15 protein-coding genes are annotated in these 13,338 nt (G+C 48.4%); 10 read left to right on the top strand and 5 right to left on the bottom strand.

The features are described 5' to 3' along the window. On the bottom strand, window positions 1–203 hold a 203-nt coding region (locus ACI4N7_RS00660), incomplete at its 3' end, for a LysR family transcriptional regulator (protein ID WP_439731439.1). 239 nt (window positions 204–442) lie between these two features. Here ACI4N7_RS00660 and ACI4N7_RS00655 point away from each other — a divergent pair. From ACI4N7_RS00655 to ACI4N7_RS00640, 4 genes are all read left to right on the top strand, one after another. Continuing rightward, window positions 443–724 carry a hypothetical protein gene (locus tag ACI4N7_RS00655; RefSeq protein WP_439731438.1) on the top strand — a complete coding sequence of 94 codons (282 nt, stop codon included), beginning with the start codon at window positions 443–445 and terminating at the stop codon, window positions 722–724. 200 nt (window positions 725–924) lie between these two features. Further along, window positions 925–2,508, top strand: a complete 1,584-nt coding sequence (locus ACI4N7_RS00650) for an MATE family efflux transporter (RefSeq protein ID WP_439731437.1) — start codon at window positions 925–927, stop codon at window positions 2,506–2,508. A 265-nt stretch (window positions 2,509–2,773) separates the two neighbouring features. Further along, the gene (locus tag ACI4N7_RS00645) at window positions 2,774–3,583 is read left to right on the top strand and encodes a basic amino acid ABC transporter substrate-binding protein (RefSeq protein WP_439731436.1); all 810 of its coding nucleotides are present in this window, start codon (window positions 2,774–2,776) and stop codon (window positions 3,581–3,583) included. Window positions 3,584–3,594: 11 nt separating this feature from the next. Next, window positions 3,595–4,242, top strand: coding sequence for an amino acid ABC transporter permease (locus ACI4N7_RS00640; protein ID WP_439731435.1), 648 nt, complete (start codon window positions 3,595–3,597; stop codon window positions 4,240–4,242). Window positions 4,243–4,390: 148 nt separating this feature from the next. Here ACI4N7_RS00640 and ACI4N7_RS00635 read toward each other — a convergent pair whose 3' ends face one another. The 4 genes from ACI4N7_RS00635 to ACI4N7_RS00620 form a co-directional block, all read right to left on the bottom strand. Continuing rightward, complete coding sequence (locus tag ACI4N7_RS00635) at window positions 4,391–4,921, bottom strand: phosphatase PAP2 family protein (RefSeq protein ID WP_439731434.1); 531 nt, start codon at window positions 4,919–4,921, stop codon at window positions 4,391–4,393. Window positions 4,922–5,070: 149 nt separating this feature from the next. Next, window positions 5,071–5,613, bottom strand: coding sequence for a phosphatase PAP2 family protein (locus ACI4N7_RS00630; protein ID WP_439731433.1), 543 nt, complete (start codon window positions 5,611–5,613; stop codon window positions 5,071–5,073). A gap of 69 nt (window positions 5,614–5,682) precedes the next feature. Beyond that, window positions 5,683–5,988, bottom strand: a complete 306-nt coding sequence (locus ACI4N7_RS00625) for a hypothetical protein (protein WP_439731432.1) — start codon at window positions 5,986–5,988, stop codon at window positions 5,683–5,685. A gap of 3 nt (window positions 5,989–5,991) precedes the next feature. Continuing rightward, complete coding sequence (locus ACI4N7_RS00620) at window positions 5,992–6,573, bottom strand: DUF1700 domain-containing protein (RefSeq protein WP_439731431.1); 582 nt, start codon at window positions 6,571–6,573, stop codon at window positions 5,992–5,994. A 470-nt stretch (window positions 6,574–7,043) separates the two neighbouring features. Between ACI4N7_RS00620 and ACI4N7_RS00615 the strand changes: the two genes are divergently transcribed. The 6 genes from ACI4N7_RS00615 (at window position 7,044) to guaA (ending at window position 13,036) form a co-directional block, all read left to right on the top strand. Then, window positions 7,044–8,273 (top strand): FprA family A-type flavoprotein, encoded by a 1,230-nt coding sequence (locus tag ACI4N7_RS00615; protein ID WP_439731430.1) that lies wholly within the window; start codon window positions 7,044–7,046, stop codon window positions 8,271–8,273. Then, window positions 8,270–9,358, top strand: a complete 1,089-nt coding sequence (locus tag ACI4N7_RS00610; RefSeq protein WP_439731429.1) for an efflux RND transporter periplasmic adaptor subunit — start codon at window positions 8,270–8,272, stop codon at window positions 9,356–9,358. Before ACI4N7_RS00615 ends, ACI4N7_RS00610 begins: the two co-directional genes overlap by 4 nt. Beyond that, complete coding sequence (locus tag ACI4N7_RS00605; protein ID WP_439731428.1) at window positions 9,355–9,945, top strand: DNA-3-methyladenine glycosylase; 591 nt, start codon at window positions 9,355–9,357, stop codon at window positions 9,943–9,945. Before ACI4N7_RS00610 ends, ACI4N7_RS00605 begins: the two co-directional genes overlap by 4 nt. Window positions 9,946–10,164: 219 nt before the next feature. Then, on the top strand, window positions 10,165–10,821 hold the full coding sequence (locus tag ACI4N7_RS00600) for a hypothetical protein (RefSeq protein WP_439731427.1): 657 nt from the start codon (window positions 10,165–10,167) through the stop codon (window positions 10,819–10,821). Between the two features lie 56 nt (window positions 10,822–10,877). Then, window positions 10,878–11,429 carry a phosphoribosyltransferase family protein gene (locus ACI4N7_RS00595; RefSeq protein WP_439731443.1) on the top strand — a complete coding sequence of 184 codons (552 nt, stop codon included), beginning with the start codon at window positions 10,878–10,880 and terminating at the stop codon, window positions 11,427–11,429. A gap of 68 nt (window positions 11,430–11,497) precedes the next feature. Continuing rightward, window positions 11,498–13,036 carry a glutamine-hydrolyzing GMP synthase gene (gene guaA, locus ACI4N7_RS00590; RefSeq protein ID WP_439731426.1) on the top strand — a complete coding sequence of 513 codons (1,539 nt, stop codon included), beginning with the start codon at window positions 11,498–11,500 and terminating at the stop codon, window positions 13,034–13,036. Window positions 13,037–13,338 lie beyond the last annotated feature (302 nt).

The following is a 13,338-nucleotide window of genomic DNA, read 5'->3' as shown; positions in this document are numbered from 1 at the left end:
TTGAGCAGGATGTGTCCGTCTCTGGTGAGATGAATATTCCGGCCCTGACGTTCAAAAAGAGTGACATTCAATTCCTCTTCCAGTCCACGAATGGTACGGGACAGGGCAGGCTGGGCAATGTGAAGGGCCTCCGCAGCTTTGGTTAAATGCTCCATTTCTGCGGCTTTCCGGAAATATTCCAGAGAAGTGAAGTTTAATTTCATATTGTCACCTGATTTCGAAAATGGGTGGATATCGAAATATTTGCCTTTTTCTTGGTATAGTAGTATACTATAAGTGGGTATTAAAAATACCAATAAAACATTTCAAAAATTTCACGCTTGAAAGCTGCAGGAAATTGGAAGCACTTACATTTGATATATGCATTCATTATATCATAGGCTTTTTCATTTCAAGCAGAGAGCGTAAAAATTATCTGTAATCAGTAAGAAAGGAGGACAAAATGGAAATCAGCGAACTGATGGATCTGGAAATGTACGGAAGCATGTATCTGCTTTTTGCGATGGCTTTCTTCTATGTAGAAGGAGCCAATCTTCTGGTACCATCCCGGGTAAACTTCAATTTCAAGCGCATTCTTTCTCCTTTTGCCTCCTTCTTCAAAGGTTTCATCGGGGCAGGAGGATGGGATCTTTACGCCCATAAGCCTTTCGGGCGCAAGGATTCCTTTGTACAACTGAATGACGGGGCATCTGTCACGGGATGCCCGGTTTTCTCCGCCAGCTGAAACGCGCGGGGGAAACCCTGCGCGGCAAAGCAGCCATGAAACTTTCAATCTGAAGGCTTTTTTCAGTGTTCCCTGAAAAAGGCATACTCTTACAGAATTTTCATTGGAAGACGCCACGCGGCGTCTTTTTTGATGAAATTTTTGGAGAGTGCATTTAAATGTTTTTCGTGAAAAAGGATATACAGAAGCTTTTGTCTGTGATGATACCTATTCTGGTAGCGCAGGTATCCACAGCAGGAGTGACGTTTATTAATACAACCATGGCGGGACATGCCGGTGCAGACGATCTGGCCGGCGTATCAGTGGGAGCAGGGCTGTTTTATCCCCTCCTGGCTTCCTTTATCGGCCTCCTGATGGCCGGTACCCCGCTGATGGCGCAGATGATAGGAAAGAAAGAAAAAGATTCCCTGCCCTTTATCGTGAGAAGCGGCATGGTGATCGGACTTACGGTGTGGACCCTCTTTACTCTGGGCTATGTCTTCTTTATCGATGACCTCATGGCATCCCTTTCTCTCGAACCGGCAGTGGAACACATTGCCCGCTGGTATCTTTTAACCATGGTAGGCGTGGTATTTTTTATCGCTTTCATTATTCCCCTCCGCTGCCTGACGGATACGGCAGGATCCACTTCTATTTCCATGAAGCTTTTCCTCATGGCACCGCCGGTGAATGGAGTATTGAATTATCTTTTCATTTATGGACATGGTGGTATGCCGGCTTTAGGCGGTATCGGAGCCGGTCTTTCCACCATGCTGACCTACGGCGTGCTCCTGTGCCTGTTCCTTCTCACCGTGCTGAAGTCTCCGGAACTGAAAGGAAAACGGATCTTTTCGAGCATGAGCCTCCGCCGGGCAGATATGAAGGAATATCTGGTGGTAGGCGTACCCAGCGGCCTTTCCATTTTTATGGAAATGAGCCTGTTCAGTCTGATTATTGTATTCCTGTCCCGGTATGGTACAGATGCGCTGGCAGCTTATCAGATTGCTGATAACTTTGCCAGTCTGGTATATATGCTTCCCGTGTCCTGTTCCATGGCTCTTACCATTCTCATTGCCACGGCTGTGGGAGCGGGGGATATGGATAAAGCACGCCGGTATAAGAAAGCCGGATTCATCGTGGCTATGACCGGCGCCCTGCTTACTTCATCCTTCACGGTACTGTTCCGCAGTTCCATCGGATCAGTCTATACGGATGATGCAGCAGTTGCTCTTATTGCAGGACAGTTCCTTATTTACAGTGCCGGATGGCAGATATTCGATGCTGTTTCCACGCCTATCCAGGGAATTCTCCGGGGACTTAAGGATACGAGGATTTCCTTTATCCTTATGGTGTTGGCCTACTGGGGCGGCTGCTTCCCCATGAGCCTTTTCCTGGATGCCCATACGAATCTGGGAGCTGATTCCTTCTGGCTTGGTCTCGATTTCGGCGTAGGCTGCTCGGCACTTCTCATGGTGCTCCGCCTTCTTTACGTGGAAAGAGAGCTGGCGGGAAAACCGGTCTTTTCCTTTGCCAAAGCGGCAGCATTCATCCTTGGAAGAAAAGCCGTTCCGGTTTCCGCTTCTGTCTATCATGCTTCTCTCCAGAGAAACATGAAGAAGGCAGAAGAGCTGCTGGAACTTCTTACGGAAATGGAAGAGAAGTTTTCTCTCCTTATGCAGAAAATCAAAGAGTCGGAAGTGGATATTTACGAAGAAACAAGAAGTGTTCTTCCTATCCGCATGGCTCTTCTTACCGATATTCATCTATCCGTGGTAGGCCATGCCACCAGGGCATATATCCCATAGGGACCCATGCATCATATAAAAAAGCCTCACTGCTTCTGCAGGAGGCTTTTTTTGTGTCTTAAAAAGCGGATTGGCAGCGGGCCTGATGACAGGAATTTCCGGATGAGAAGAGGATAGTGAAAATAAATATCATACAAAGAATATCACATCTGACAAATATTATTTTAGCGAACAACTTGTATTATAACTTTTTGAGGGGTATAATAGATATGAAAATTTGAATGGTCATTCCATAGATTTATAAAGAAGGGAAAGAATCAGTACTATGAAACGATGGATAGCAGCGGGGGCAGCTTTATTGGCAGCAGGGTGTCTGCTTTTAACGGGCTGCGGAAAGGAAGAACCGAAGGCAGCGTCTTTGGCCGATGGACATATTCATGTCGTCACCCATGCCAACTGGAATCCTTTTGAATATCTGAAAGACGGACAGATTACGGGATTTGATATTGATCTCATACAGGAAGCATCCAAAAGGGCCGGACTGACACCGGATATTTCCGATGCAGGCTGGGAAGCGATTTTTGAACAGATCCGCACAGGCCAGGCAGATGCCGCTATTTCCGGCGTCACCATTACTGACGACCGGAAGGCAACTTATCTTTTCTCCAAACCGTACTTCGTTTCCAGGCAGGCTATCCTTATCCGGGAAGATGAAACCATTTCCAGCGCCCGGGACCTGATGGATGGAAAGACCATAGCAGTACAGAATGGCTCCACCGGCCAGGAAGCACTGGAAAAGCTGATGGGTAAAAACAATCCGGCCATCCGGAAAACGCCCATGTCTGTCCAGATGCTGATCGGCGGACAGGTGGATGCGCTGGTGGGAGATGAAACTTCGGTCAAGGCCATCCAGGCCCAGTATCCGGACCAGCATTTGAAAATCGTGTATGATGACACAGCCTTTACGCCGGAATATTTCGGCATTCTCTATCCGAAGGACCGGGGAGAGGAACTGCAGAAAAAACTGGACAAGGCGCTTTCGTCCATGATCAGTGACGGCACCTATGCCAAACTGTATCAAAAATGGTTCCATACGGAAGTGGATAAAACCATGCTTGAGTCTTTAGGGAAATAGGAGGGATGAAGATGTTTGACTTACATATATCCATCTTGGAAGAGTATGCACCTTTCTTCGTATCCGGTGCATTCCTGACAGTCAAGCTTTCTCTGATTGCCATTGCGGCGGGCTTTTTCATCGGACTTTTTCTGGCACTGGCCCGTATTTCCTCCAGAAAGTTCCTGTCCATCCCGGCAGCCTGCTTTATTGAAAGTATACGAGGGACGCCTCTTCTGCTCCAGATCCTGATTACGTACTTCGGCGTGATTCCGCTGATTATGAGGAAGCCGGACGGCGTGCTGGCAGCGGTGATTGCCCTTTCCATTAATGCCGGAGCTTATATTGCAGAAACAATCCGCGGCGGCATCATGGCAACGGATCCCGGACAGATGGAAGCAGCCAGTGCCCTTGGACTTTCCCATTTCCAGAGCATGCGCTACGTCATCCTTCCCCAGGCTATCCGTTCCGTGATTCCTGCCCTTGGCAATTCCTTTGTCAGCCTGATCAAAGATTCCTCCCTGGCTTCTGTCATCGCCACACCGGAGCTTATGTATTGGGCCAATGCAGCCAATGCCCAGTATTACCGGGTATGGGAAACCTTTATTACCACGGCGGTGATTTACCTGTTTCTGACCCTGGTAACAGGAAGGATTCTTGGCATTCTGGAAAAACGCTGAGGCAGTTGGAGCTGTTCAAAAAGCAGTGAAATCAGAATTGATTTCACTGCTTTTTGATTGGGAAAAATTATTTTGATGGCAGCATAGAGTAGAAAATATATTTATCCCGTGATCCGGGCAATCCATTTCCCAAACAGCCGGAAAGAAATCAATGGGTTTTCCACAGACGGCGGAGGATTCGAGGAGCCAGAAAGGCAGACAGGGCGCCGGCCGCAGCACCGACCAGGATATCCATGGGGTAATGAACACCCAGGTAAAGGCGGGAAAAGGCAATGAGAAAGGCGGCAGTAAGGGAAAGGATACTCCAGGGGCGGGGAAAGTGTTTGTAAAACAGGAGAGCCGCCGCAAAAGCATCAGAGGTATGGCCAGAGGGGAAGGCGAAGGATGTGGAGGAAACATGGGAGTCAAGAGGAATGATTTTAGGATAGGACACAAAAGGGCGAGCCTCCTGGAAGATATTTTTCAGGATGAGACTGGTGAAAAGAAAGGAAAGGAGAATAGATACCAGAGCGCAGATTCCGATGGATCTTGTCTTTTTTTTGAAAAGCAGGAAGAAGGATGTAAAAATCCAGATAAATCCTGTATTGCCTAAACTTGTCATGAATTTAAAAATCATGGTAAGAAGTGGTGTACGAAGGTTTTCCTGCAGGTAAAGCAAAAATGCAGCTTGTAGATTCATTAGGGTATCCATTATGCCATGCCTTTCTTGTGTAATTTAAGGTCTTATGAGAACTTCACGGGGAAAATAATTCATAGCTATATAGAGCAGGAGGAATAGTTTTATCTCGTGATCCAGTCAATCCATTTTACAAAATAGCCGGAAAGAAATCAATGGGTTTTCCACAGACGGCGGAGGATTCGAGGAGCCAGAAAGGCAGACAGGGCGCCGGCCGCAGCACCGACCAGGATATCCATGGGGTAATGAACACCCAGATAAAGACGGGAAAAGGCAATGAGAAAGGCGGCAGCAAGGGAAAGGATACCCCAGGGACGGGGAAGGAATCGGTAAAACAGCAGGGCAGCGGCAAAGGATGCAGAGGCATGGCCGGAAGGAAAGGCGAAGGATGCAGAAGATACATGGGTGACCAGGGGAAGGATTTCCGGATATGTCACAAAGGGCCGCGGTTCCTGAAACAGATTTTTAAGGAGTATATTGGTGAATCCAAGGGAGAGAAGAAGGGAAATCAGGGCGCAGATACCCAGTTTTCTTGTCTTTGGAGACAGGAGCAGAAGAAGGGAGGAAAGGATCCAGATAAATCCGCCATTGCCCAGGTCTGTCATGAATTCCAGGAACACCGTGAGAAAAGGAGTTCGCACCTCATCCTGCAGGAAAAGGAGGAATGCGGCCTGCAGATTCATAAAAGTATTCATAAAGGATCTCCTTTCCGGGAAAATCAAAGAGAAAAGGCGGGTGCCGGCTGCCGTTTTCGGACTGTCGTTTCAGGAATTCCGTTCTTCTCTCTCTTCGTGGGTATTCCCTTTTCTTTCACCATTCCAGGCTTTTTTCTCTTTATGGTCCTTCTGTTTCCATTCCTGATGGTCCTTTTTATACCGGTGATTTTCGTTTTCCTCTTTAAAGCTGTGGAAAGGCAGGCTGGATTTGAAGGATTTCATTTCTTCATGAATGGCAGGGGCTGATTCTCTGGCCCAGTCCATATATCCGGCAGCATCGGACGTGAGGAAGGAAGCGGTAAAGAGAAGGGCGCTGGCAGTGCCCAGAAGAAAAGTGGTTATCATTTTATTCATGATTCAGTCCTCCTTTTCGGTCAAAACAGGAAAATGGACGGAAGTCCGGGTTAAACGGCTGAGATGCTGTCCGGCATAAAGAAAGAACAGAGAAAAACATATGCCGGAAATGGAAAAGGTCAGAAGGCTTAACGGGCTCATGACGGGAATGGGTGAAATGGATGGAAGAAGCTGGAATCCGCTGGCGGTAAAATACAGGACAGCGGCAGCTGCTGTCAATACAAGGAGAGCGGCCAGAACGCCGGACCAGCGGAACAGAAGAGAAGCGGCACCTCTTATGAATGAAAAAACAGAGGGCATCAGAGAAATCATTTTTTCTCCGGTTCTGCGTACCCATGGCATCAGGGAAGATGTAACGGTTCGGATGGAAATTCCGGAAGCAGGGCGATGAATTTCTTTTCCGTAGATAAGCGAAGCAATGTGGGAAGGCGTATCCAGACTTCTGACTACGTCCTCTTCCCTGACTCCCGCTGCGGCAGCCATGGCAAAATAGGTTTCATAATCAGAGAGAATTTCATTTCGCAGGGAAGCCTGCTCATAAATCAGATAGGTACGAAGTTCTTTCATAAATTCATTTTTTGTCATAGAAATCACTCCTTTAATTTGAAAAATATATATAAGTAAGGCACAGATGTCATCAGGAAATGTGCTTTGGAGAATGAAGGGGGCTCTTGTTACGGAATGACCAAGCTGTTGGACAGCAGGTCAGTCGAGCCGGTTCTTCTTTTTCCCTCTGCATGTAATATATCACACGGTACTATGCAGTACAAGGTACTATGTAGTAAATTATACATAAACAGTTTTTTAACGGAAGTTAAACGGGGAAAGATGAGGCCTCATGCAGGAGGGCATCCGGAAAACAGAAATCTGGAACTGATTTCATGGGTCTGCGGAAAACCTGCGGATTCCCGCAGTGCAGCTCTCTTCCATTCGTGGTATACTTAAAAAGCGAAAAAGTCAGTTTCTATCATGGAAAAGCCCTTCATGAACCCTTTGATTTCATGAAGGGGCAGTGTGTTCCGATTCTTTCATTTCTTTGACAAGGGGCTTTGGCAATGCATAATGAACAACAGATAACAGACCATATCTATTGGATTGGCGGCAATGATTTCGTTTCTTCCCGGTTTGAAAATCTGATTCCTATTTCCCGGGGCGTTTCTTATAACAGCTACTTTATAGATGATGAGAAAACAGCGGTGATTGATACTGTGGACTCGGTGATCCGCGATGTATTTATGGATAATGTGGCCCATCTTCTTCATGGAAGAAAGCTGGACTATATTATTATCAATCATATGGAGCCTGATCACAGCGGTTCCCTGCTGGCGTTGGCGGAAGCCTGCAAAGAGGCTAAAATCATTGCTTCTCCCCAGGCTCAGAAAATGATCGGCCAGTACTTCCATATTTCTCTGGCGGATCGTTTTGTCACATCCGACGAGAAACTGGAAATTTCCCTGGGACATCATCAGCTTCGTTTCATCAAGGCGCCCATGGTCCACTGGCCGGAGGTGACCTTTACCTATGAAGAAAAGGAGAAGGTGCTCTTTTCCGCAGATGCTTTCGGTACATTCGGTGTACTGAACGGTTCCGTCTTTGCAGATGATGTGAACTATGAGGAAGAATACCTCAGGGATGCCCGCAAATATTATGCCAATATCGTAGCCCGCTACGGCATGCAGGTGCTGATGGCTCTGAAGAAAGTAGAAAAACTGGACGTACAGTATCTCTGCTCCCTTCACGGTCCTGTTTTCCGCAGGAAGGAAGACATGGAACGGCTGACAGCGCTTTATAAAAAATGGGCATCCTGGGAACCGGAGGAAGAATCTGTTTCCATTTTCTTCGCTTCCCCCTACGGAAATACAGCCATGGCAGCCCAGATTCTGGCCGGCAGGCTGGCGGCGAAGGGCATTAAACACCTGAAAATTGTGGATCTCTGCAATGAATCCATTACGGAAGCCTTTCCGGAAGTGCTCTGCCGGAGCCATATGGTGCTGGCAGCCGTGACGATGAACATGGGGCTGAACCCGGTGATGAATTCATTCATGGATCTCTGCCATGAAATGGATGTGCAGAACAGAACGGTGGCCATTATAGGAAACAGCAGCTGGGCACCTAATGTAAGTGGAAAGCTGATGAAAGAAAAGGCAGCCGCCTGGAAGAAGTGCCGTATCCTGGGCGAACCGGTACACATTTCTTCTGCGCCTGCCGATGACGGCCTGTTGGATGAACTGGCTGAAAGAATAGCTGATGATATCAGAATGACAGAAAAGAAGGCATGTATATGAATAAATGGATGGCCTGTGCAGCGGCCCTGTGCCTGTCGGCAGCCATGCTTCTCTCCGGCTGCGGCAGCCGCCCCACGGTACACGTAATGAAAGCAGAACCCAGCAGGGAACCTTTTACCCTGGAGACAAAGTCGGTGCCGGAGGCTCTGCATACAGCACCGGTAATTCCCCAGGTATCGGGAAATCTGATTTCCAATCCACCGGATGTGGGCACTGTGGTACAGGCAGGAGATGAATTGTTCAAAATCGATTCTTCCCAGTATGAATCGCAGGCGGCTTCCCTCAGAAGCCAGATTGCCGCTGCTTCCCAGGCACAGACGCCTTCCTATACCTATACGGCTCCAGCCGTAGATGACAGTCTGGAGGCATCACTCCTGAAACAGGGCATTATTACCAGGGCAGAATATGACAGGATCAAAGGGAGAAAAGGAGGAGGAACCGTGCAGGCTGCACCTGCCGCAGAGCCTGCCCAGGCACCGGCCCAGCTGGTAGCTTCTCTCCAGACATTGGAAAAGACCATTGCAAACTGTACAGTGCGCGCTCCTATCAGTGGGGTGGTTTCCCAGGTTTATATCGGTGACACCCATCTGGCCATGGCTGGAAAGCCGGCACTGGTTATCAGGCAGGACTCTCCGGTTACCGCTTCCGTGCAGATACCGTCCAAGCTGGATAATGTGATGGAAAAGGCTAAGGATGATAAAACCCTTACAGTGACTATGAGCGACGGTTCAGAAGTCTGGTACGGCGAACTGAAGCAGCAGCCCAACGAAAACGGCGATAAATTCACCACCTATAAAGTACAGGTGGATAATCCTGATGATGAAATTACCATAGGAAACGAGTACAGCATACGGATTGAAAGCGGGCAGAACGTATCCTGCTATATGATTCCTAAATCTGCAGTCATTGGCGATGATACGGTGGCTGTAGTCAATGATGATAATCTGGTGGATATCAAATCCGTATCTATTGCCAGTGATACCGGCGGTTATGTGCTCATTATGGACGGACTGGCTGACGGAGACCGGGTTGTTACCGATCCGCCCAAAGGGCTGGATATGGGCATGCAGGTCGATGTGAAATGAAGTGGAAAAGAGAAGATTTTCGGAATGATGCTGTCACTACTGCCAGAAAACTGATCGGTGCTGTGCTTGTGCACCATTCGCCGGAAGGCGTGACGGCAGGCCGTATCGTGGAATGCGAAGCCTATGGGGAGACCTGGCATGGTCATCCTGATGACGGTGCCCATGTATTTAAGGGACTGACGCCCAGAACCCGCATTATTTTTGGAGACGGCGGCTTTCTCTATGTATATCTTATCTATGGGATGTATACCTGTATGAATATTGTCTGCGGACATGAGGGGGAATCCGGATCCGTTCTGATCCGGGCCCTGGAACCGCTGGAAGGGCTGGAGCTGATGAAAGCAAGACGGCACCAGCAGAAGGAAAAACTTCTTACCTCCGGCCCCGGGCGGCTGACACAGGCCATGGGGATAGATATGTCCTTTTATGGCATGGATCTGACCGGAAGCACCCTGTATCTGGAAAACAGGGAAGAAGGTCCTTTTCCCATAGAAACCACCAGAAGAAAAAATATTGACTATGCTTTCTACGGCAAAGACTTTCCCTGGCGCTTCCTGCTGAAGGGAAATCCCTACATTTCAAAATAAAAAGACTGTAACAGGACAAGTCATCCTGTTACAGTCTTTTATCATTCCTGAGACAGAAAGCCGGATTTCCTCTGCAGGATGCTTTTACCAGGTCCCTGTTCTCCGGAAAAGAGAGAAAACTTTCTGTTAAAATCGGTACTCAATGCCCTCTTTTTAGTGTACAATAATAAAGGTATTTCATCACAGCTTCCCTAAGTAATCAGACAGGAGATGATACAGTTGAAGAGCTTTCAAAAATGGGCATTGGTTTTGGGAGTCTCTCTGGCTTTTTCCTGGGGAGGAATGGCTGAGGCTTATGAGCCTTACTATCTGAACGGGGATAAAATGTTCCCCATGATTCAGAATACCGGCGGTATATATAATGACGGGGCATCAGGGCTGTTTCTGGACCTGGCTTCCCTGGAAATTGAAGACGTATTTGAGGATGGCTTGCAGGCGAAGGTAAAGACGATGGATGTCAAATCATCCAAAGCTTTTACGGAGGATCTGATTCATGTGAGATACAGCGTGGACGGAAAGGCCTGGGCCCTGGGAAAGGATGGCAGGTGGAGGGAAATTCCTTCCGATACAGACGATCCTGCTTCCCTGGTGGTATACTACATCCGGCAGGCCATGGGAGACGACACTATGCGGGACAGACTGTCCGATGAAATCGGACGGCTGCTGGCAGCAAAGAAAGATCAGCTGGGAAAGACAGCTCCGGCCGATGCGATTCCGCTCATGGCCGTACAGGCACCGGCGGAGCAGCCATCGGTGAAGAAAAAGGGAAATGTACAGGCAGGGAAGCCGGATTCCGGCAGCGTGATGGTCACGATTACGGAAGCACCGAAGGTGGAAATCACATCCACGCCTCCGGCTCAGGTAGATATTACATAATCCATGGATGCATAGAGGACCAGACTTTATTTCTATTTTTATTGCAGAGGTGTATGATGGCAAAAAGACATTACGAACTTCATGTGGCAGGATGTACAAGACAGCTTCCGATTCTGAATATTTCCGATAAAATGGCAATTGCAGGATTTGTCATTCTGGGGGATACGGAAATCGTTGAAAACTGCTCCCGAGAACTGGCGGCCCGGGTGCCGAAGGATACGGATATCCTCATGACGGCTGAAACCAAGGGAATCCCCCTGGCTCATGAACTGGCAAGTGTTCTGGGAATGAAACGCTACATTGTGGCCAGAAAATCGGTGAAGGCTTACATGGAAAATCCTATCTGGGTGGAAGATGAATCGATTACCACTGCAGGGAAACAGCGCCTTTACCTTATGGATACAGATGTGGATCTGCTGAAGGGAAGGAATGTGCTCCTGGTTGATGATGTCATCAGTACCGGCGGCTCCATGAAAGCAATGAAACAGCTGGCGGAAAAGGCAGGCGCCCACGTCATCGGAGAAGCGGCTATCCTGGCAGAAGGGGATGCAGCCAAGCGGAAGGATATTATCTATCTGGCACCGCTGCCTCTGTTTGAAGCTGAATAATCTCAGATATGATATAATAAGGAATACATTGTTTACGTTACTGATATTGTCTCCACAGGAGGAAACAGATGAAACATCAGGAAATTGTTATGATTGTTGACTTTGGCGGACAGTATGCCCAGCTGATTGCACGGCGTGTCCGTGAATGCGGCGTATACTGCGAAATTCTGCCATACAACAAGAGCGCTCGGGAAATCCTTGCCCAGAACCCGAAGGGCATTATTTTCTCCGGCGGTCCGTCCAGCGTGAATGCAGAAAATGCACCCCAGGTGGATCCGGACGTGTTCAAGGCAGGCATTCCTATTCTGGGAATCTGCTATGGCATGCAGCTGATGGCCAAGGAGCTGGGCGGCGAAGTGTCAAAGCCGGCTAAACATGAATACGGTCATACGGAATTCTACAGGAACGGCAGCTCTGCTCTCTTTGAAGGCGTTTCCGAAAAGACCGCTGTATGGATGAGCCACGGTGATGCAGTAACTGATATGCCTGCCGGATTTGGCCTGACAGGACATACAGATCTGACGCCGACGGCAGCCATGGCCGATGAAGCACGCCGTTTCTTCGGAGTCCAGTTCCATCCGGAAGTGGTTCATACTCCGGAAGGCACCACCATGCTGAAGAATTTCCTCTTCAAAATCTGTGAATGCGAAGGCGGCTGGTCCATGGGCAACTACATTGATATTGCCGTTGAAAACATTCGTGAAAAGGTGGGCAGGCACAATGTTATCTGTGCACTGTCCGGCGGCGTGGATTCTTCCGTAGCAGCAGTGCTGGTACATAAAGCCATCGGCGACCAGCTTACCTGTGTTTTCGTAGACCATGGATTCCTTCGTCTCGGCGAAGCAGAACAGGTAGTGGATACATTTAAAAATAAATTCAATATGAAGCTTGTTCATATTGATGCATCCAAGCACTTCATGTCTCTCCTGAAGGGTGTGACAGAACCGGAAAAGAAGCGCAAAACCATTGGCGCTGAGTTTATTCATACCTTCCAGGAAGAAGCGAATAAGCTGGAAGATGTGAAATTCTTGGTGCAGGGCACTCTGTATCCGGACGTTGTAGAATCCGGTACCGCTACTGCATCGACCATCAAATCCCATCATAACGTAGGCGGACTGCCGAAGGATATGAAGTTCCAGCTTATCGAACCGCTGCGTGAACTTTTCAAGGATGAAGTCCGCGAACTGGGCCGTCAGCTGGGCCTTCCGGAAGAAGTGGTCAACCGTCAGCCGTTCCCCGGTCCCGGTCTTGCTATCCGCATTATCGGTGAAATTACACCGGAAAGATTGGATATTCTCCGCCGGGCTGATTTCATTGTAAGAGATGTGATTAAACAGCACGGTCTCTACAATGATATCTGGCAGTCCTTTGCCATCCTGCCGGCAGCCATTCGCTCTGTAGGCGTACAGGGTGATGAAAGAACCTATGATTATACCGTAGGCATCCGCGCCGTTACCTCTTCTGACGGCATGACCGCCGATTATTTCCGCTTCCCCTGGGAAGTGCTGGACGAAATGAGCCGCCGCATCTGCAACGAAGTGGCAGGGGTCAACAGAGTTGTGTACGATATCACCTCCAAGCCGCCGAGCACCATTGAATGGGAATAATAGAATTAAGAAAAGCCTCCGGTTTCCGGAGGCTTTTTTCGTGGGAATTTTGAAGAAACCGGTTCCATGACCGGAGGGCGGAATGCCTGTGGATTTCAGCATCATCGGTGCTTCTTCAGCCTGCTCCTGATGATTTCCTGCCTTATCCGCAGCCCTGTCCTTTCCTGCTCCAATTTTTTCATCATAAGGGTATCCCTTTTATACCGGGTACAGGTGTATAATGAGAATGAAAAGCATGAGGCGGGGAAGGAGTGAGGATTATGGAGTGGCTTTTTCACATAAAGTATGATATCGACTTTTTT

This window comes from Dialister sp. (assembly GCF_051885895.1).
Lineage (GTDB): Bacteria > Bacillota > Negativicutes > Veillonellales > Dialisteraceae > Dialister.
The sequence above is the reverse complement of the archived record's forward strand: the minus strand, read 5'-3'. Positions and strand labels throughout refer to the sequence as shown.